This window comes from Paenibacillus vulneris, assembly GCF_039543185.1.
GTDB lineage: Bacteria > Bacillota > Bacilli > Paenibacillales > NBRC-103111 > Paenibacillus_S > Paenibacillus_S vulneris.
In genome coordinates this window covers 218,920-238,947 of the sequence record NZ_BAABJG010000003.1, presented here as the reverse complement: position 1 = coordinate 238,947, position 20,028 = coordinate 218,920, and the positions used below count along the sequence as shown (strand labels likewise).

The 20,028-nt window shown below is 44.4% G+C and carries 18 protein-coding genes and 1 riboswitch; of the genes, 3 read left to right on the top strand and 15 right to left on the bottom strand.

Annotated features, from left to right (window positions below):
• The first annotated feature begins 23 nt into the window (after positions 1–23).
• Entirely contained in the window at positions 24–320 is a 297-nt protein-coding gene (locus ABEA66_RS02495) for a hypothetical protein (RefSeq protein WP_345585741.1), read from the top strand.
• A 167-nt stretch (positions 321–487) separates the two neighbouring features.
• Here the strand turns inward: ABEA66_RS02495 and ABEA66_RS02490 are convergent, their stop codons facing one another.
• The 5 genes from ABEA66_RS02490 to ABEA66_RS02470 form a co-directional block, all read right to left on the bottom strand.
• Positions 488–943 carry a DinB family protein gene (locus tag ABEA66_RS02490; protein WP_345585739.1) on the bottom strand — a complete coding sequence of 152 codons (456 nt, stop codon included), beginning with the start codon at positions 941–943 and terminating at the stop codon, positions 488–490.
• Positions 944–1,336: 393 nt separating this feature from the next.
• A complete protein-coding gene (locus tag ABEA66_RS02485; protein ID WP_345585737.1) occupies positions 1,337–1,693 on the bottom strand; it encodes a hypothetical protein in 357 nt (118 codons plus the stop codon).
• Between the two features lie 441 nt (positions 1,694–2,134).
• Entirely contained in the window at positions 2,135–3,010 is an 876-nt protein-coding gene (locus tag ABEA66_RS02480; protein ID WP_345585735.1) for a cysteine hydrolase family protein, read from the bottom strand.
• A gap of 149 nt (positions 3,011–3,159) precedes the next feature.
• The gene (locus ABEA66_RS02475; RefSeq protein WP_345585733.1) at positions 3,160–3,324 is read right to left on the bottom strand and encodes a hypothetical protein; all 165 of its coding nucleotides are present in this window, start codon (positions 3,322–3,324) and stop codon (positions 3,160–3,162) included.
• Between the two features lie 197 nt (positions 3,325–3,521).
• Positions 3,522–4,484, bottom strand: coding sequence for a phosphotransferase (locus ABEA66_RS02470; protein ID WP_345585731.1), 963 nt, complete (start codon positions 4,482–4,484; stop codon positions 3,522–3,524).
• Between the two features lie 259 nt (positions 4,485–4,743).
• Here ABEA66_RS02470 and ABEA66_RS02465 point away from each other — a divergent pair, with 259 nt between their 5' ends.
• Positions 4,744–5,007 (top strand): hypothetical protein, encoded by a 264-nt coding sequence (locus ABEA66_RS02465; RefSeq protein ID WP_079912548.1) that lies wholly within the window; start codon positions 4,744–4,746, stop codon positions 5,005–5,007.
• 531 nt (positions 5,008–5,538) lie between these two features.
• On the opposite strand, the gene ABEA66_RS02460 is transcribed toward ABEA66_RS02465, so the two are convergent.
• From ABEA66_RS02460 to ABEA66_RS02415, 10 genes are all read right to left on the bottom strand, one after another.
• Complete coding sequence (locus ABEA66_RS02460) at positions 5,539–5,877, bottom strand: hypothetical protein (protein WP_345585728.1); 339 nt, start codon at positions 5,875–5,877, stop codon at positions 5,539–5,541.
• A 117-nt stretch (positions 5,878–5,994) separates the two neighbouring features.
• The gene (locus ABEA66_RS02455) at positions 5,995–7,875 is read right to left on the bottom strand and encodes an FAD-dependent oxidoreductase (RefSeq protein ID WP_345585726.1); all 1,881 of its coding nucleotides are present in this window, start codon (positions 7,873–7,875) and stop codon (positions 5,995–5,997) included.
• A gap of 340 nt (positions 7,876–8,215) precedes the next feature.
• Complete coding sequence (locus tag ABEA66_RS02450; RefSeq protein ID WP_345585724.1) at positions 8,216–9,325, bottom strand: sensor histidine kinase; 1,110 nt, start codon at positions 9,323–9,325, stop codon at positions 8,216–8,218.
• 35 nt (positions 9,326–9,360) lie between these two features.
• Positions 9,361–10,053 carry a response regulator transcription factor gene (locus ABEA66_RS02445; protein ID WP_345585722.1) on the bottom strand — a complete coding sequence of 231 codons (693 nt, stop codon included), beginning with the start codon at positions 10,051–10,053 and terminating at the stop codon, positions 9,361–9,363.
• Positions 10,054–10,626: 573 nt separating this feature from the next.
• Positions 10,627–11,202, bottom strand: coding sequence for a dihydrofolate reductase family protein (locus tag ABEA66_RS02440; protein ID WP_345585720.1), 576 nt, complete (start codon positions 11,200–11,202; stop codon positions 10,627–10,629).
• A 607-nt stretch (positions 11,203–11,809) separates the two neighbouring features.
• Positions 11,810–13,027 carry an MFS transporter gene (locus ABEA66_RS02435; RefSeq protein ID WP_345585718.1) on the bottom strand — a complete coding sequence of 406 codons (1,218 nt, stop codon included), beginning with the start codon at positions 13,025–13,027 and terminating at the stop codon, positions 11,810–11,812.
• A gap of 68 nt (positions 13,028–13,095) precedes the next feature.
• On the bottom strand, positions 13,096–13,671 hold the full coding sequence (locus tag ABEA66_RS02430; RefSeq protein WP_345585716.1) for a TetR/AcrR family transcriptional regulator: 576 nt from the start codon (positions 13,669–13,671) through the stop codon (positions 13,096–13,098).
• 252 nt (positions 13,672–13,923) lie between these two features.
• Positions 13,924–14,007, top strand: a riboswitch (cyclic di-GMP riboswitch).
• A gap of 607 nt (positions 14,008–14,614) precedes the next feature.
• Positions 14,615–15,436, bottom strand: coding sequence for an NAD(P)-dependent oxidoreductase (locus ABEA66_RS02425; protein ID WP_345585715.1), 822 nt, complete (start codon positions 15,434–15,436; stop codon positions 14,615–14,617).
• A 60-nt stretch (positions 15,437–15,496) separates the two neighbouring features.
• Entirely contained in the window at positions 15,497–15,883 is a 387-nt protein-coding gene (locus ABEA66_RS02420) for a MerR family transcriptional regulator (protein WP_345585714.1), read from the bottom strand.
• A 211-nt stretch (positions 15,884–16,094) separates the two neighbouring features.
• Positions 16,095–16,529 (bottom strand): GNAT family N-acetyltransferase, encoded by a 435-nt coding sequence (locus ABEA66_RS02415; RefSeq protein ID WP_345586317.1) that lies wholly within the window; start codon positions 16,527–16,529, stop codon positions 16,095–16,097.
• Between the two features lie 829 nt (positions 16,530–17,358).
• On the opposite strand from ABEA66_RS02415, the gene ABEA66_RS02410 reads away from it, so the two are divergent.
• Positions 17,359–19,698 carry a helix-turn-helix domain-containing protein gene (locus ABEA66_RS02410; protein ID WP_345585713.1) on the top strand — a complete coding sequence of 780 codons (2,340 nt, stop codon included), beginning with the start codon at positions 17,359–17,361 and terminating at the stop codon, positions 19,696–19,698.
• Positions 19,699–20,028: the final 330 nt, after the last annotated feature.

The following is a 20,028-nucleotide window of genomic DNA, read 5'->3' as shown; positions in this document are numbered from 1 at the left end:
CCTTTTATTGGAGGAAAATAATAATGAAAGAGCATATCGTCCATTTTAAAATGATTAGTAAGACAGGAACACGGCTGCTAAGAGGGCTTATTTATTTGGAGGACCATCAGAAACCTACAATACAAGACTTTGAGCAATGTCTTAAGGACTGTGGTCATGATGTACGCATAGAAAATAAAGAGAAGTTTATTTTCAAAGCATATAGACCCGGGGAGGAATATCTCATCGATGTTCTTGAAGATTACGAGGATCCTCATACAAGGGATCGGTATGCTGATAGCTTGGCCAAAACGTTCATAAAGGACAACAATCCCATTTAGTACGCGTTACATTAAATCCTTACTGTATTAGTATGGCGATCGCTCCCGGTTCCAAACCGTAGAGTGATCGCCATTTTGTCAGATAAACAGTTCTTGTTATAGCATGGACAGCGTGCCCTATTCGCCTCACGGCCAACAGACCTATTAATGGTGATTATTACGCCCTGTCAGAGCCTCGCGAACGTGATGTAATCGACTTGGGCAGGCTCTGCCGATTCGATTCGAAGTGCCCGGTTGATCTGTCCCCGGTGATATTGCCCATGTAAGAGGACCTGCAACAGGATGTCCCTGACGGACGTTCGGAATGGAACCCCACTCTGGTTCGCATAGTCGACCATCTCGTCCAACTCGGATTCCTCGAGTTCTTCGATATAGATGCGATATTGCTCGGCGTTTTCTTCGAACATCGTCCGGATTGCCGACAGGTCTTCCGCTTCCTCCCACAACGAATATTGCGTGCTGGCCTTGCCCTGCAATCGGGACAGCCAGACTCGTTCCGCGACCGCGACGTGCCGAACCAGCTTCAGAAGGTCCTTGTTCTTCGTCTCACTCTCCTCAAGCGCGTCCAAGATGCGTCCGTCTGCCCAGTAGAGATGGTCCATCATGCACTTGATCGTCTTCATTTCGGTTTCCCCCTCTTCGTCTCATCAAAAATTTGTTATCCGTTAGTTTAATCATTTGAATGATTAATTAAGCTATCGTTCCGTAACCTTAGATGTAAAAAATAAAAATATATAATACGGATAATACAGAAGAAAAAAATAATGCTTGGTACAAGAAAATAAAATGAAATTTCAATCGATTCTGGATATAGAATTGTTGATTGTCCTCCACCCCGTCACTGAAGTTCTCTTTAAGATACTTCATAACATCACATCCGATTAATGTTCTCACCAACATCTATACGTTTTCACTCAATAGAAGTTACGTTGTTATCCTGCCTGGTAGTTAAGAAAATCCTCGTTAAACAAAACAGGCGATTGATCTCGGTTTCATCGCTACGTTATCGCTCTCCGTTAGTTCAATCCCGACTCAACGATTTCTGAATACCACTTCACCAAATTCAAGCTGAACTCTCGATGCTCCTTGGTAAAACGCGCCTTAATCATCCCATCCTTCAGTGAACTAATGCCCATACCAAAGTGGTCATCTAGTTCGTGAATAATAAACTCGAATATTTCGTCTTCGTTCTTACCCTGATCCAGTAATGAGATTAATTGCACTGTGATACAGTCATATTCATCACTTGGTGCACCATCTGCAATTAAGCCAATGGGGTCCCATGCATTTACGATTGGTTCAAGCTGCGTGTATAACGTATTGTAACGCTCCTTTATTTTTTTGATTTGAGTATTAGATGGATGTTCCCACAAAAGTATCACCTACCACAAAAAAGTTATTGATGTAGTCTGCCAGTTACTTCAACGGACAACGACAGCCGATCATTTGCCAGCTGCCGGTTTGGATCTTCACGTACCTCATGGATATCAACCCTCCCATGTCTCACGGAGTTTTCGCTCCCACATTCCTACATCTTGTCTATGAGGTGGAGGTCGGATTTACAGCCCGACAGGATCTTCGTCCGTATGTTAGTTTTATTCCGACTCATCCGCACTTCATTGTCTGTACTTTCACTATCTACTATGAAAAGTGTGAATTCAAGTTCAAACGTAAATTCTGTGAACCGAGAGATATCCAGCACCATCTTTTCTTCACTAAACTGATGCCCCTTTTAGTGAAATGAGTGGTTGCGTCTTTTTCAACGTGTTGTCGCGTGCGATCTGCTCCCTAGTTATTAGTATTGTACACGTCCCTCACTGATTTATTGCTTTCTTTATTGATTCGATCAAGGCACTTGATGTAGTTGAATACCCATATTTATTTTCTATATAAGCAATATGTACTTTGGTTTTCCACAATCCGTCTAATGTCTCGGCAGTTTCGAAAGTTGATGTCGCATCGCGAACGATATTACACATAAAACCATAACTACTCATGTTTTTCATACCATAATTGCTATATTGAACACATATATCGGTTTCGAATCCCATATAAAATAGAACTTTGATTCCTCTTTCTGAAAGAAGCCTATGAAACTGGGCATGGTCATAAACAAGTAAATCATCCTCTTGCGGCTTGGCGGGTTCTGCAATATCTATGAACTCGTAGACACTGTCATTTTGTTTCAACCATTCCCAATTATTGATTTCATTCGAATGCTGGGATTGCCAATGCTGAACCCATTCTTTTGGCGGAAATATCTCTATTTCCCCCGTAGTTAACTGCTCAGAACTAGTTTCTTGCATGGATCTTCTAAGCCGTTCTCTTTCAGCAATTGTAGTAGAATCAATCCATTGAGGGTACTTTTCTAAAAAAAACGGATGATTACAATGAAATATTTGAACCCCCATTTGCCTTAATTCGTTAACTGCAGGTGCAATGACTTCTTCAATTATTTGCCGTTTTCGTATTGCATGCGAAACCCCGCGTTCTGTACTCAATTCAAAACCCAATTCTGGTACGATGGCTCCATTCTCCCAACCGAAGTTCCAAATATCAACGAGGGCAATTCCGATTTCTTCCGTATCCAACGTGTATTGTGATGCCATACGTTTAAAGCTTGATTCTGTGAACGGTAAATTAGGAACTGGTGACATTGGGGTGTATTCTAAGTTAATGGTGAACTTCATACTTCCCTAATCATTCCCTTCTATCCTGATCTAAACTTATAACCCATTTTATCTTCATTTTGTATAGTCGGATCATTGTGTTAAACTGTCTGTTACTTCAACGAAAACGGCAAACAATTTTTAGCCGGCTGCCGTCATGTCTGATTGAACTATCGTTCTCCGTCAGCAGAATGGTTATTGCATTTTTCTTGCAATAATTCAATAATCCTTTCGTTTTGGTCAATTTGAGTTATGATATTTGAGTTAAGTTTTTGAATAGCAACAAATATTCCAAACAACGCACCTAAAATTAAGAACCCTACAAGGCCATCCATAATTGACTCCTTTCACGAAAAAAAAACTTGGTTTTAGAACACAAAACAATTCCATTGATATTCGTGATAACAACTTAATTTCCTTTTTATGTAATATGTCCAATGAGTATGGTTGCAATAATCTGCCGTTAGCGCGGCTGCCGATCGATGCCGGCAGCCGCGTCGAAGTTGTATTTAAGCTATCGTTGTCCATTAGTTCAACAAAAAATGCTTTTAAGATTTGACCAGTTATCTGCTATCCAAATCGATTCGTCTACAAACCTTTGAATCGCGGGTCCGCTTCTTTCAGCATTTACACCAACCCATTCAGCCTCTTTCCACCAAGTTAATTTAACAGAACGAACAATCTTTTCACGCGTCAACGGTAAGCTTTCATTATATCCTTTGACGAATGCATTAGCTGCTTCAAGCATAAGTTCATCGTACCATAGTGTACAAGATAATATTGCTCTTGATATATCAAATTCAGGATATATAAAGCTTAGTCGATCAAAATCCAATATGGCTGAAAGACTATCTTCATTAAATAGCAGATTATCAACCCAAAGATCCCAGTGAACCCATCCTATTTCGCATTGTGAAAATAACGACATATCGATTGTCTCAATTATCCTCTTTTGTTTTTCTAGGGCAGTAATGTAATGTTGAGAGTTCGATGTCACAGCTTGATCCCAGCGTCTGGCCCAACTCGCTAACATTCTTTCTCTCGATGGGATGCTCCAATCGAGTTTCTTAGATAAAGAATGACTATTTCCAAGAATTCGATGCATTCTTCCTGTTGCCCTTCCCAAAGAATACATTTGCTCCGCATTAGCCTCGCCTGGGCGAATTAATTTACCTTCACAGAAATCTGTTAGTACGAATCGCTCGCCATAAGGTGTCTCATGAATAAGCACACCATTACAATCAAAAATTCGTGGACAAGGTATATTTAAATTATTTAATTGAGTTTGAAAACCAAGAGCAATCCTTACGCTATCAAGATTGCTGTAGCGATGCCAATTGTATTGCTTAACGAATAGAGGGCCTCTATCTGTATTCAGTTTCCACTTTAAATTTTTATATCCCCTATTGATCTCTTCGAAATCATAGGTTTTTATTTCCCAATTTTTATTGATCGTATCTATTATTTCATCTCGAATGTTTTCGGAATTACTCACTAAAACACCCCCAAATTATGGAATATCTCACACCATAATATCGAATGTATGTTTGTATGTAAACCATTTATTATGCTGTACTTCCCCTTTAGAATAGTTAAGATGATTCATTTCCCTTATTTATACAACAATTTAACATTTTGATGTTAGACTAAAGCTATTATAGAAACAGAGTTTAGGACTGGATTAACTGAAAGCTGTAAAAGACGAAGTGTTATGACGACTAGAAGCGTAGTGTAAATGAATAGGAGATAGCAGAATGAATGAAATTAAGAAACAGGCTTACAGAAAGCTAATTTACTTGGCATTCCTTGACATAAAAAACAGCGGGAGTTTTAATGAGGAAAACTGTTATAGAAATTTTCGAATTGCGCATGCGTTTCATAATCTTGCAGAATCCATGATTGATGACTTGAAAGGCTTCGATGAGGTGGAATTTTGGAATACGATTGAATCATTGGAGAAACAGTTTAACTTAAACCATTACAGAGAAACATTCTGTGATAATATTCGCAATCTTTAATAAATGTTATTTCAATTTTTATGAAAGAACAGTCAAACACACGAAAGTATCGTGAAACTGCTAAAGAACCCTATTGTGGGTATTATAACCTCAAAATGAAACGGCGGTAATCTGGACTAGAAAATCCTAGATTACCGCTTTTCTACTTGACGTTAGTCAGAGTAAATTAATAATGCTTTTTTAAGATTATGAACACGACTATATATCATCTCTCTATCGTCCGGCTTTTATACCCCTTTTTCATATGTACTTATACGGATTCTACCATCAAACTCATAAGGACGGTCGTTTTCGTTTATGGTAAATTAGACCTTTGCACCATCATTTCTGCAAAGAAGGTAACCCGTTCGATTTTCAAGCTTTGCTTGCGGACTTCCTCTAGCGACGGCAGATGAAAATTAAAGATCCTAAAACCCCCATGCTGGAGATCAGAACGAAATCGATTCTGAATAAAGTATTCTGCAGTTAATAGTTCTGACCGACTGCCGTCATGCCTAGATGAACACGACCGTCTCCTATTAGCTTAGCAAGTTAACATTCAAATGAAGGGAATGAGAGCCTCGAAAGTTGTGCATGAAATGCCTTCTCCCATAGCTCCCATTGTTCGATTCGTAATTCTCCGACGATTTGTAATCCTGAGGGTTCAACTGAAGCGTATAGGTAGTTAGGTGATATTCCTTCCTCACCAAACCACATAGGACATTGATGCGGCTTAACAAGACATTGTGGCAAGACCAAATAAACTTGCTGAAGTTGTTCCCATGTGGCTTCAATAAACTCATTGAAATTTAAGCAGTACACTCTGTCAACTGAAATAATACCTTTTTCGTTTGCTACAAGCTCTTTATTATCATAAAAGCAAATATCCATTAATCGTTCTCCGTTTCATCTGGCGTAAGTCTGAAATACGCTGAGATGAAGCTGCCGTGCGAGATGATCGGCAGCCTTCCTCGCCGTACTGTTTTATAAATCGTCCAAGAGATAGTGTCAGTTGATACGAACACCCGTCAATGTTTCGACGGCATCTTTGAGCATCATGAACACATCTCCATCCGTCAATTTATTAGGGTCTGCTATCAGTGCAATGGTGGATTTAGTAACAAGTCCCTTGCTTAACAATTCGGCCTGAGCGTTTTCCGGGGTCGTCTTAATTCCTGCTCCTAGTGCAATCGTATAGCTCGCTTGCTGCAAGGTCAATGCTTGCTTCGCAGGTTCATTCACATTTTTCAGAGCTTCAGAAGGGTTTCCTGCAAAATATGGCTTATATTTTTTCTTTATAATATTCAGCTCATTCACAATACGCTGCATATTGGAAGGGTTGTCCAGTTTAAACGCCTCGTTATGATACGAGCCCACAGCCAGCCCCATGTAAACGGCGGCTTTCAGGCCATCGTATTGCTTATGATTCATAAAGCTCATCTTTTCGGTCGTATAAGGCTTCAAGTCCATGCCTTGATCATTAAGCGACTTCTGCAGCTCGGCTATCAGCGGTTTCGATTCGGCCATCGCTCGAAAAGTAATTCCATGTTCGATCGCCAGCTTGACGGCCGCCCCCGCTGCTTGCCCTTCAGCCATACCGACCGGAATGACACGTGCGCTGCCGTGTGCTAGCGTATCGTAGCTGGCGGATCTTCCCACGACGAGAATCCCGTCCACATTGTTCGGAACGATACTGCGGAACGGTACCGCATATTTCAATGGATCCACGACAACAGACCCGTTATCATTCGGAGAAGTTCGTTGAATATCTGCAGGGTAAGAGCCGAAGGCGATGCGATCCCACTGGTCCCGGTTCTCCAGTAAATCGATGACGCTTAAACGATACAAGCCGTTCAGATGGCGTGTCTCACGAACATAGAGTTCAGGAGCGATTCCACTGAATTCAATATTTTTGAACTCCTCGAATTGTTTCAAGTAGTTAACGACATTCGGGATTTCTTTGTTCGCAATATCCATTCCTTCCTTGACGGATTGAGGATTCAAGCCGTCAACTCCGAAGATTTGCAGGGCGTTGATCAGAATCGTCCCGTCGAGCTGCCGGCCAATATTGAGACCGCGCATTTTCACGCGTTCTTTGTTAAGCGGTTCGTAGCCCTTCATTTCTTTGCCGTAGCCCCATGCGGACATTTTACTGACGCCGGTATTGCTGTCCCCGTCTCCATTTAACCGTTTGGCAATCAAGCTCCATGCCTTATCATCGATATTATTCAAGCGGAATACCGCGGTGACCGCCATTCGCGATGCTTCATCACCCAGATCCTCGCGGCCGATTGTAAACGAGGCTCCGGAAGCGGCCGCCACATCTGCGTCTTGGGTAGCGTCAATGACGGCTTTTGCTTGTACATTTTGCTTCGTTCCGTCCGGTAAGCCGACAGTGATGCCTTGGACCCCTGCGTTAGCCCCATCCTTTTGCACAATCGGCTCCACGGAGGAAGCCTTCATATACAGATCTATATGTTTCTCCGCCTTAACCAAGTCGTAAAAAGCATTGGCTCCCGTCGTTACATCAAAAGAATGGCCTTCCGTTTTATTGTACCATTCCGTAAAAATTCCTTTGTTATAATAATCCTGCTCTTTTCCCGGCAGCTTCGTGGATGTTTTGTCCCAATTCATGTCGATGCTGTTCAACCAACCGACCGTCATCAGCCCGCCCAGAACTTGCCGGTTCCGGCTGTCGATCAGCAGTGTCTGCAGCCCGTTGCGAGCCGCTGAGATAGCTGCTGCAATCCCCTCGGGGTCTGTACCGACAACCACTACGTCATAACTCTCCTTCAACTTGTCCACGGATTGAACGGCCTGAGGCTCGCGCTTCACATTCCCGGTCGGCGGCACATGAACTCCTGCATCGCCGTTTTTTGACGAATTCATATACCATCCCATCCCCAGTCCAAGCAACACTATGAATATCGCCCCCGCTATAAACTGAGCCCTTTTTTTAAACATGATGAACACCTCTGCCTATATTATTTGTTATAGCAGGATGGGTACTTCATTATCCCTGCCGTCGTTTAGCATAAACGAGAAATGTTAATGTTCCTTATGCAGGCGCTTAGCGGACGCTTAAATGATTCTTAATAAAAATTAAGAAATGCTGCAAACAAAAATAACCCCACAAAGTGGGGCCTTGGCTTCGAAGCTGATTCAGGTACTTTCGGGGAGCCCCGAAATTTTTTAAATTCTACACTGTAAAAAAGGCCGGTTAACGGCCTTATTGTGATCCTGGAGATACATTTTCATATATGGGAAGTCTGGTTTCAAAGACCGTTTCCTTGCGGCTGCTCCGAACCGAAATCAACCCGCCATGGATCTCGATAATGCTTTTCGTGATGGCCAGCCCAAGCCCGGTTCCTCCGGTCTGTGAAGATCTTGATTTGTCGGTTCGATAAAATCGTTCGAAAATATAAGGGATATCACGCTCGGGAATCGGTTCGCCATAGTTGACGATTTCCACGACAGCCTCGTTTTCAACCTTGCTGATCCGGATATCGATAGATTTGCCGGTGCTTCCGTAACGAATCGCGTTGGATATAATATTTTCGTATGCACGCATTAATTGGTGGCCGTCGGCAAGCACATACAAGCTATCGTCCGGGGCAGTCAATCGGCATGACATGTTTGCTTTTCTTAACTGGGGGGTGAATTCCTCCGCCAATTGCTTCAGGAAGCCCAGGATGTTTACTTTTTTCATTTGAAACTGAATGCCTTGCCCGCTTAGCGACGTGTACTCGAAGAGGTGGTCGATCAGCTTTTTTAAGGTTTTCGTTTTTTCATAGGCAATGTTTATGTAATACCGCAGCTCCACCTCATCTTTATAGCGATCCGTCTCAATCAGCTCCAAGTAACCGAGAATCGAGGTGAGCGGAGTGCGCAGATCGTGAGATACCCCTGTGATCAGCTCGTTTTTGGTTTTTTCGGCATTTCGCTCTTCTTCAATCGACTTCCGCAGCTGCTTGGTCATATGATTAAAATGTTCCGCCAAGACACCCAATTCGTCCGATGATTTGGTCGTAATTTCATACGACAGATTGCCCTGAGATATCTCTTGCAGCCCCCGTGTGATCTCCTCCAAATACGAAAAAACTTTACTGCTGAGCACAAAAAAATAGATAAGGAAAAGCACGCAGCCGGAAATAATCATGATCGGCGTGGAGCCAATATGATTGACGACCCAGCGCGTCGGCGCAGAGAACGGCCATACAAAAACAAGCTTCAAAAATAGCCGATAACCAATAAGTTCGGTGACGGCAGTTAATGCAATACTGAGCACGAACAGCAATATAAATTTCCAGCGCATCGTATTGATGAATTTTATTTCCACGTCCGAACTCCAATCCGTCCTTATGATATTGTAGACTACTCGATCGTGTAGCCTATTCCCCATACGGTTTTGATGTACTGCGGGGAGCTTGGATCTTTTTCGAGCTTTTCGCGGATTTTGCGGATGTGAACCATAACCGTATTATTGGATTCGTAGAATGGCTCGTTCCACACGGATTCGTAGATTTGCTCCATACTTAGCACGTTGCCGCGGTGTTGGGCAAGCACTTGCAAAATAGCGAATTCACGCGGCGTCAGCTTGACCTGGTTGTTATCGATAAACACTTTATGCGTCTTCAAATTTATGATGAGATCATCGATCACCAGTTCACTTTCATCCTTTGCTTGATTCGCATGGAACTGCATGAATCTGCGAAGCTGCGATTTGACCCGGGCAACGATTTCCAGAGGACTGAATGGTTTAACAACATAGTCGTCCGCTCCAATGCTTAATCCCGTAATTTTATCGATCTCTTGGCCTTTAGCGGATAGCATGATGATCGGCATCTGCTTTTCCTCGCGTATTTTCATACAAGCTTGAATCCCGTCCATACGAGGCATCATGACGTCAAGAATGATCAAGTCAACCGTAGTCGTTTGTAAAATTTCCAAAGCCTCGACACCGTCACTCGCCGTACACACATGAAATCCTTCATTTTTCAAATAAATTTCCAGAAGATTGGTGATTTCCTTCTCATCATCAACCAGAAGTATAGTGGCTCCAAACATAAAATCGTCTTCCTTTATCTGAAATTTAAGCGGCTCATGCCATTATCTTACACAAATAGTACGAAAGGCAAGACGGTTTATGACAATGGGTAACTGTGTTACTTTAAACATCTTGCATAATGGTTCTACAGAACGGACCGTCATAAACAACGCTCAAATTATTTCTATATCCGATTCTTGTGGTGTGAATAGTGTTTCCAGCGTTCAGTTATGGATTCATTCACCAAATTCAACGTAACATAGATGCATTATTATGACAAATACCCCTAAACCAATCTGCCAGTTTCGAGGTCCGGTTAAATTATCCAGTTGAAAAATAACAGCAGTTGAATTCAAGCCAACTGCCCTTAATGTTAATTGATTCTAACAATTGTGGGCACTTTATTGAACTATCTTGCCAATAGTATAACGCGGCTGCCGGTTTGTACCGGCCGCCGCGTCTTAGTTCGTTATATAGCTAGCGTGCCCCTTAGTTTAAAAATGGAAGCCGCTCATAACTTCCGGATTGCGTAAATTTCACTCGATTAAAGTAAGCCCGAAAACGTATCTCCTGAATTCACTCTAGTGTCACGGTCAGACGATCACGCGGTAGTGAAGCTGAACAACTCCGCATCGGAAGCGGCGCTCACCGAGCAACTCGAGCCGCATGCTGAGGTTGTCCGGCAATGCTCGCTTACCTCCACCCAAGATTATCGGATTAACAAGCAGATGACACTCGTCGATCAGTCCCGCGCTCATCGCCTGCCCAGCAAGCTCGGTGCCGCCAATCGTAATGTCGGCTCCTGAAGACTCCTTCAGCCTCCGGATCGCATCAGGATCGAATTCGCGCTCGATCCTAGTCCTAGCGTTTGAAACCGACTGAAGTGTCCGGGAAAACACGATCTTCTCAGCAGCTCGCCAAATCTGTGCGAAGTCCCGCATTACCTCCGGTTGATCGCCGCTGGACGGGTTCATTTTGATGTTCGCCGTCTCCCAGTACACCATCGACTCGTACATTCGACGCCCGTATAGGTAGGTGCCAATCGGCCGCTGGAAGTCAGTCCAGAACGCAAACACCTCGTCATCGGAGATCGACCACTCGAGATTACCACGCTCGTCCTCCATGTAACCGTCCAAAGATACGTTAATAGGGTAGATCAGTTTAGCCATTTCGATAACGCCCTCCAATCTCTGTTCATAAACTATATTTTAAGACATTTCAGTTCGGATTGTTTCTTACAGATTGCTAATCTAATCTGCCCTTTCGCTTAATGACAGAAAGAGCAGCTGCCGCGGCAATCTGCTCCCTGATCATCCCATGATCGTCTTTGTTAGCTTAAAGCTTTTTTCGAAGAAATACTGTAAAACTCACCATTCAAAATTTAGAATCCCCCTCATTTTTTGTATAATGCTTTTGGCATAATACATTACTTTTACTTTTGATTCAATAATTGAATAGCAAACAGAAAAGATAATAAGTATGGTAATTTGAATAAATAGTTGCCCTTTAAAGAAGTCAAGTACCCATATTAATACTGGAAGATATAGCATGAATAATACAGCTTTGGTTATGATTTCGCTCATCCATATCCCCCTAACCCTAATTAAAGGTTATCACTAGTTATAACGCATAAATTTAGTCGTTGTTGCGGTATCCTGCCATTGCTTCAACGGTAGACGGCTGCCGATGCGTCAAGCCGGCTGCCGTCGTACCATGATTGAGCTATCGTCTGCCGTTGGCTTGGCTTAGAACGTATGGATTACTCAACTGCGCTTCTCAATCAATGAGATTTTCCTTCCCTAATCTCGAAAACTCCGTCGCATAATACGCCATGGCGATGGCCGGTAAGGCGATTCCGATCAGCAGTGCCGCCTCCCAGCCCCCCATCGCATAAGCCCATCCCCCTGCCGCTGAGCCGATAGCGCCCCCTAGAAAGAAAATCGCCATATACAAACCGTTAAGCCTACTGCGAAATTCCGCTCCTAAAGAGAAAATCACCCGCTGCCCGAGAACCATGTTGGCGGAAACCCCCATGTCAAGTAAAATCGCCGCAACTACGAGGACGGGGACTGCGAGTGCAGAATTTGATGGAACCAGCAAGGGAAGCAGCCCGGAAAAGATGACGATGCCCAATGCCCATCCCGTAGCCGGGCGAACCCATCCACGGTCTGCCATACGGCCCGCTGCTGGCGCCACAATTGCCCCCATTACCCCGACTAATGCGAACAGAGCGACCTCCTTCTGAGTGAAATGGAACGGCGGACTTGTCAATACCAACGGAACTGTAGTCCAAAACAAACTGAACGTACCGAATACACAAGCATGATAAATTGCCCTCCGGCGCAATGCTGGTGTCGCCTTCAGCAGATGCAGCATGGAGTGCAGCAGCGCCGGGTAAGCTGTAGCCGCCGAAGGCTTCCTTGAGGGCAATGCCTTTGCCAATACAAGAGCCAGCGCGAAAATCAATGCGGCGGAGATGAAATATATGGCGCGCCAGCCCATATACTCCGCCACCAAGCTTGAAATGGGACGCGCGAGCATAATCCCCAGAAGCAGCCCGCTCATGACGTTGCCCACGTTGCGACCGCGCACAGCTTCTGGCGAAAGATGAGCCGCATACGGCACAAGGATTTGTGCTGCTACAGAACCTACTCCGATCACGAGTGAAGCGGTGAGGAACAGGATGGCGCTTTTGATTACAGCGGCAATTGTCAAAACGGCGGCTGTTAGGAGCAATGATGAAACGATCAACTTACGATTTTCCAGGATGTCTCCCAACGGTACGATAAATAACAAGCCGATCCCGTAGCCGACTTGAGTCAACGTAACGATGAGGGCGGCAGCCCCGGAGGAGAGTCCGATGGCCGAACCGATCGAGCCTATCAATGGTTGAGCATAATAAAGATTTGCCGCTATGATGCCGCAAGCGGCTGCTAGGATAAAAATCAGCGCTGGCGAGACCGATTTTTCCGTTGGAATGGAAGCTGAATTCATAGAAAGTCCCCTTTTCTTACCAGAAATTTTCTGGAACATTCGTTCCGGAATGTGCAAAAAAAAATGTTTTATAGCATTTCCATCACCATGTCTATCATCTGCTGCATCTTGCCGCGGTCACCCTGCACCTTCACAACGATATTTATACTATGATTCAGGTTTGTGAGCAGATAAGATAAAGTCTTGATATCTTTCTCAGGCATGATTTCTCCCGTCTCCTGACCTTTGCGCAGCAGCTCGTAGAAGGATTTCTCCAACTCGTCAAACCGCTCCCTGATCAACACATTCAGTTGCTCGTCTGGCGAATCCATGCTGACCGCTGCATTAGTAATGAGACAGCCCTTCGGCGACTCGCCGCCCAAGGCGGAATCAATGTGTATCTCGAAGTACTGCCGGATTCCCGATTTGGCGGATGTCGCATTAACGAGGATGTCCCGTTTGGATTGCTTCCACTTCTTGTACCAGTTAATCGCTTCGATATACAGCGCTTGCTTGTCCCCGAACGTTTCATACAAACTTGATCTGCTAAGATCCATAGCTTCCAGCAAATCGGGAATGCTTGCCGCTTCGTAGCCCTTCTTCCAAAAAACGAGCATCGCTTTATGAAGCACCGCTTCTTTATCAAACTCTTTGTAGCGTCCCATGGCTCTCCCTCCTTTTCCGTAGGTACAGTATATACTTTTTCGGAACGATAAGTCCAGTATTTTCTACAGATATGAAAGCTAGCTCAGGCTGGGATAAAACTAGCTTCCATTATACCCTTCACACCATGTCTTTAATCGTCTAGCAAAGAATAAGTAACAACTCCAAAAATAGGTGAAAAGATTCATATTTCTTAAAATAACTGAAAAACTGTGGCATACGAAACAGAAATAATAAGAAAATTTTGTTACTATAGTCCCGAGGTAAGCAATGAAACCACGTCTATATTTGGGCACTTGGACTTGGTTGAGCTAGTAGTGCAACCGGACCACCTTTATTTATAGGGGGTTATCTTAAATGAAGTCCACACTAAATATTGAACATGTTATCAATGCATTAGGTATCTCAACAAATCGTTTCCAATCATGGGTTGATCAAAATCTTTCAATAGATATAAATACGCTTGTGGCAAACCCGTTGTCATCCCCAACTCATTTGCAAACCAACGGTTCGCAATGAACATCAATTCGATTGAGAATGCAATCGGCCGGCAGCTCTCTGACTCCGAACGTAGCACCGTTGGATTGATCAACAGATGGGATCAGGAGACAAAAGAGAACATAATGTCTCTTTTGCTTGATGCATGGAAGAACGGGTTTGCATTGGGACGTAAAAGCAGCGTCGGCAGACGGTAAACGTAACTGGATCCATCGTTCATTTACTGCTACATTTGTTAAGTCTTAAATCCCCGCTTATCGTCGCTGAGCATCTTAACGTCTTTATGTTTAAACTCCACGTCGTATGTCTTTCTTATTTTCCCCATAAAAATCCCCTCCAAGTACACTGTAGTGCGCTTTCTTAGCACTGTTTACTTAAAGGGGATAATTTTCATCTGCGAAGTTTACAGCAGCCACTAAAAGAGTACGAATAACATCGACCGTAGCGTTATGTTCTGCTCCGATCTCCGTTCTCCAGCATATCAAGCAGCAGGCTGGAAAGCGGAGCTGGAACTTGTGCATTTTGCGCCACCGACAGCAGGAGGCTGACATCTTTCTGCGGAATTTTACTTTCGGATATGGATGACTTCTCGGCTATCATTTTGCCATAGTTTTGATAAATTGGGGCGGTAAACAGTGTGCTGGTAAGCATATTGACCGCTACTGTGGGATCAACCCCGCCGCGCTCAGCTATTCCTAGTGCTTCTTCCAGTGAGCGTGCGGCGGAGACGATTAGGAAGTTACCGATCAGTTTGACGAGTACAGCCGAACCGGCTTCCTCGCCAAAGTCAAAGATCCCTTTAGCTCCCATCGCTTCCAGCAGCGGCCGCACCCGCTCCTTTGCTTCCTGCGGACCCGCTATAGGAATCCACAATTGCCTGGCAGCGGCTGCCTCCGGCCGTCCAAAGATAGGCGCCTCAACATAGACGGAACCGTGCTGCGCGTGCAGATCCGCCAGCTTCCTGCCCATATCCGGCGACACCGTACTCATTGATACATGAATACCGCCTATGCCCAGGCGTTCTAGGAAATCTTCGCTTTTGACGACGTCTTCCAATGCTTCATCGTCCCAAACCAAGGTGACGACGATGCCACCGGTTGTCACGGTGTCAGCTGGACGGACCGCCTGCAGCGCACCTTGGGCCACGAGCGGCTCCGCTTTTTCTGGGGTGCGGTTGTATACGGTCAATGCATATCCTGCTTGGAGCAGATTGGCAGCGACTGGCATACCAAGCAGTCCGAGTCCGATAAATCCAATGTTTTCTCTCATGAATTTAACCTCCATAGAATACTAAACATGACGTTAACGTCATGTTTTAAGCAAAAAAAATTATTCGCTTTCATTGGCCTCGAGCCATCGCTCGAAACGTTCTATATTCGACTGCAAATCGCTGCGGAACTGCCCGAGCGCTTCAAGCTTCTGGTCCGTGTCAGCCAGATGCTGGCGCAGTATACCGAGGACTTTCCGTTTCGGCAGCACCCCGCTCGTATCCGTAAAGTAAAGCTCGATTACGTCCCGAATTTCCTCCAAACTTAGGCCAATCTTCTTCAACTGATCGATCTTATGCAGACGAGCAACCGTTTCTTCCGTGTAGTAATGATGACCATTGCCTTCGCGCTCGCCAGATGGAAGCAATCCAATGCTCTCGTAATAGCGAACCGTGCGCTGGGTTACCCCGGCTCGTTCTGTCAAATCGCCAATGCGCATGCGGTTCATGATGTATCACTCCTTCCAAAATATAATATGACGTTAACGTCATGTTTGCATGATAGCATTTGGATTGGAAAATGTAAAGGACCTGAACTTCGCCCTACTTATGATACGATTCAGCGCGAATGATCTTAAACTATCCTGCCCGTTAATCACTTAGTCGAGTTTGATATACTTATCAAAGCGGTAGGAGAATTAGGCGTACTGAAGATAATACTTATACTATACGAGAATAGTAAGCTACATCGGTAACTCTGCCGCGTAAACTCGATTCAGGCAACACCGCTACCAAAGTAAATCCGAGTTTTTCAATTAACTTTTTTGACTTCATATTTTTATTATCTATAGTAGCAAATAGGCGTTTAAGGTTTAATGTGCTTTTACAATGCTCAATGACTGCGGAAACCGCTTCATACGCAAAACCGCATCCCCAATGCTCCCTCATGAAGCGATAACCAATTTCACCAAGATAACCTTCTGCTATTTCTGGAATCATTACATCACCGATGAATTCATCAGTATCTTTTAATGCGACAGTCCATTTTGTTTCATTACGATTCCTAACCATTTCTAACATTGACTGTTCATCACGAGGGGGATTACTTCCAAGAAATTCCCTTACTTCATCATTGGTTAAACATTTTAAGCATATTTGGAATGTCTTTTTCCGCTCTCGGACGTAAAATCAATCGTTCTGTTTGAATTTTCGGTGCTTCTTTTTTTGCCATGATTTATTCCAGCCTTTCGTACATTATATAATATATCTTCGTTACGATTTATCGCCCAAAAGACGAACAGATACGCATAAAAATCCTAATGTAATCCTAGCACAAAAATATGAATTACGTGCCATGTCCCAACGTCCCTGCCCTTCGCCACGATGACTATGAATCTTTACCGTAGCGTAGCCATTACGCTCATAAAAAGCGTGTTGGGGAAGGCGGTGGGGTTTTAAAGTGGTTTCTAGGATTTATGCAATTTTGTATAACTCATCCGTTCAACTATCCAGCCCGTTACTTCGATAAACCAAAAGAGGAGGTGTCCTGGCGCAGCTCCAAACAATCATTTCCCGTTAGAATTCCTGCAAAACGAATAATTTGGCGTTTGAATAAAAACGAGCGCCTCGGTACGATGGGGTTACGCATTACCGTTCACCATCTGGTCGTTCGCGTAGACATTGCCCAAGAAGTCTATGTCCCCCACGCTGTCAGCTTTTGAGTGATTGATCGGGGAACTCCCCTCGAGTTCGGTAACCATCGTGAGGGGTTCGAGCTACTCTAGCGCTGGATCCGGGATCTGCTTTGTGTGACATGCTTGTCTATGCTTTCATAAAATAACTCCCTGATTCATAATATGTGCCATGTAAATGAATATAATTATAGATTAAAGCGCTTTACATTAAACTGACTGGTGCCCTACAATGATTGGTAGATTAAGTAATGGTACGTCTCCATCCGGTTTGTAGGAGGTTGTCCACGAGCATGTTCCCACAAAGCTTAAAAACATTTAAGCATAAAAGCATTTTTGTCAAAATGCTTGTTATGTTTAATGCATTTATCATCTCCACCATCCTCATCTTTGGCTACGTCTCTTATTCCAAATCATCTTCCCTGCTGATTGAAGAAGTGGTCACCTCCAATAATAAATATATTGAACAGGCGCGAAATAACATCGATCGGGCAATCGAATCGTGGGACGTCTTATCTTTCCAGGTTTCACTGCAAGGTCCAATCCGCCGCGCCCTCTATTTGTCTGAGCAGACATGGAACCTCGATCAGATGCTGTTTCTGGATGTTATACAATATTTGAAAAGCGTCAAACTCGCCAACCCGCTGATCGCCGATATATGGCTGCAGCCTTACCGGTACCCTGTTGTCCTCAACCACGAATCCAAATACAATTCGGACTATTTCTACAGCCAACTTTATACTACCAAGCCTGAAATAGGCTGGCGAAAAATAGAGACGGGGCATTTCGGCTACACGTTCATGGGGCGGTTCGACGTCGTTTCTTCCGATGCTTCTCAGTCCGTAATTACGTTTGCACGAACCGTTCCGCTCAGTGAAGCATCTCCAACCGGGATATTGTACATGAACGTCAAAACCGAAGACCTGGCAAATATGCTGCAAAGCATTAGCGACCCGTACCCTGCATTTATTTACGCCATAGACGCATCGGGCCAGCTTGTGATCAACAGCTCCGTCCGCTCCGAGCATGATCAGCGGATCTATTCCGTCAAAGGGATTATTGCGGATAAAGTGAAAGCCCAAGGAACTCGAGAAGGGTATCTTGAGGAAAAAATCTCCGGCGAAAGCTACCAGATCGTATTCACCTCGTCTTATGTCAATGGGTGGACTTACATTAGTGCGGTGCCAACCGCATTTATTACGGAAAAAGCGAACAAATTCAGGCAGTTCACGCTATTTGCTGCCGTACTTTGCCTCGCAGTCGGTGTTATTATCTCCTATTTTTTGACGGAACGGATGTACCGGCCAATTTACAATATCATAGCTTATATGAATTTGTTCGAACGTAAAAAGGACGAATTGCCGGGCATTCGTAAGGAGGATGAACTCGGATTTATTGACAGGATCATCAATTACGTATACTTCGAGAACCATCAGTTGAAGGGCGAATTCGAGAAAAATCTGCCTGCGCTGCAGCAAAAGATCTTATATGATTTGATAGAAGGCCGGGTTTCCTCAGAGAAAATGGCCGAGGCTGTAGAGAAGCTTCAGCTTCCCTTCGTCTACGATGCGTACCAGATCATCGTGTTTGAGACGGTGGATTTTTCCGTCGACGAGCAGCTCAGTCCCCATGAGCCCGATATCATAAGCATGATTGATCAAATGGCTGTAAAAACCGACGCAGAACTGCCGCGTTTTGCAGTCAAATCGATTAAAAAGCGTGTCAATAAAATCGTCACTGTCGTCAATCTCGATTCCCGGAATCCGAACCCGGAGCTGATCAGCGATTTGATATGCCGCGTGACCAAATTTTTCGTACGGGAGCACGGGCGGACCTTTACTATCGGCATAGGCAATGTATACAAGCGGGTGGAGGATGTACCGTTTTCCTATGTGGATGCGTTGACCGCGCTGGAATACAAACTAGTCAAGGGACAAGGCAGCGTCATCTACGTGGATGAAGTAAGCAAACTACCCGACCGTTCTTACATGTATTCCTTTGATACGGAGAAAAGAATCATCAATGCAGTGAAAACTGGCAGCACAACAACGCTATCAGAGCTTCTGCAAGTGTTGTGGAAGGATAATCTGGAGAGTGCCCCTCCAACTCCGGAAATTGTTCACCATTTGTTTCACGCGCTTGCCGGGACTGCTGTCCGGACGATTTATGAAATCGGTTCCACTACGGAGGAAATATTCGGCCGTTCCTTCAGTTTATACCGTGAACTCGACTTACAGCCTGGCGTTGAGAACAAAAAGCAGTGCATTGAAGAGGCATTCCGAATCATCGGTGAATGGATTCAAGGTAAGAAACAAGGCCAATACACCCAGCTGCTCGGGAAGGTTGAACAGTTTGTTAGGACCAATTACCACCGGGACTTGTCCCTAGCGGTCGTGGGAGAAGCACTTGGATTATCCTCATCGTATTTAAGCAGCATTTTTAAAGATATCACGGGCATGAGCTTCGTCGATTACGTCAACTCGAAGCGGATCGAGCAGGCCAAGCTGCTGCTGCAGACCACGAACCACTCTGTGGCGGATATATCAGAGCGGGTCGGCTTTACGAGCTCCAACACGTTTATCCGTGTATTCAAACGTCATGAAGGCGTCACGCCAGGACAGTTCCGTCAGTGAAGGGGTCCATCGTATGCAGGTCTCAACCTGAGCTATCACTTGAATCTCACTTAGCCGGCCCTCATCTTTAAGAAACGACGGGGCCGGCCATTTTTTTTGCATGTTTTCCCGGCTAGACTCGAAAGCGAACCAATTAATCCGTCTATCGGATCCCCCCCAAGATTAGCCTATAAATCCAAACAAATCGCCCCTATTATCATAAAAAATGAGGATGGTTCTAAATAATCGGAGATGGAAAAATCGTTTGTGAACGGTTACATTATGGACACGAAATTGAAATTACTCACTTGATAACATCCATTTACCGAAAGGAGGCGTTTCGTTCGATGG

What these genes read in the sequence shown, in the direction of transcription:
- ABEA66_RS02425 (WP_345585715.1), bottom strand. Translation starts at nt 15,436, where the DNA reads ATGAGAGAAAACATTGGATTTATCGGACTCGGACTGCTTGGTATGCCA.
- ABEA66_RS02490 (WP_345585739.1), bottom strand. Translation starts at nt 943, where the DNA reads ATGAAGACGATCAAGTGCATGATGGACCATCTCTACTGGGCAGACGGA.
- ABEA66_RS02435 (WP_345585718.1), bottom strand. Translation starts at nt 13,027, where the DNA reads ATGAATTCAGCTTCCATTCCAACGGAAAAATCGGTCTCGCCAGCGCTG.
- ABEA66_RS02475 (WP_345585733.1), bottom strand. Translation starts at nt 3,324, where the DNA reads ATGGATGGCCTTGTAGGGTTCTTAATTTTAGGTGCGTTGTTTGGAATA.
- ABEA66_RS02410 (WP_345585713.1), top strand. Translation starts at nt 17,359, where the DNA reads ATGTTCCCACAAAGCTTAAAAACATTTAAGCATAAAAGCATTTTTGTC.
- ABEA66_RS02465 (WP_079912548.1), top strand. Translation starts at nt 4,744, where the DNA reads ATGAATGAAATTAAGAAACAGGCTTACAGAAAGCTAATTTACTTGGCA.
- ABEA66_RS02420 (WP_345585714.1), bottom strand. Translation starts at nt 15,883, where the DNA reads ATGAACCGCATGCGCATTGGCGATTTGACAGAACGAGCCGGGGTAACC.
- ABEA66_RS02455 (WP_345585726.1), bottom strand. Translation starts at nt 7,875, where the DNA reads ATGAATTCGTCAAAAAACGGCGATGCAGGAGTTCATGTGCCGCCGACC.
- ABEA66_RS02495 (WP_345585741.1), top strand. Translation starts at nt 24, where the DNA reads ATGAAAGAGCATATCGTCCATTTTAAAATGATTAGTAAGACAGGAACA.
- ABEA66_RS02460 (WP_345585728.1), bottom strand. Translation starts at nt 5,877, where the DNA reads ATGGATATTTGCTTTTATGATAATAAAGAGCTTGTAGCAAACGAAAAA.
- ABEA66_RS02430 (WP_345585716.1), bottom strand. Translation starts at nt 13,671, where the DNA reads ATGGGACGCTACAAAGAGTTTGATAAAGAAGCGGTGCTTCATAAAGCG.
- ABEA66_RS02445 (WP_345585722.1), bottom strand. Translation starts at nt 10,053, where the DNA reads ATGTTTGGAGCCACTATACTTCTGGTTGATGATGAGAAGGAAATCACC.
- ABEA66_RS02440 (WP_345585720.1), bottom strand. Translation starts at nt 11,202, where the DNA reads ATGGCTAAACTGATCTACCCTATTAACGTATCTTTGGACGGTTACATG.
- ABEA66_RS02480 (WP_345585735.1), bottom strand. Translation starts at nt 3,010, where the DNA reads ATGAAGTTCACCATTAACTTAGAATACACCCCAATGTCACCAGTTCCT.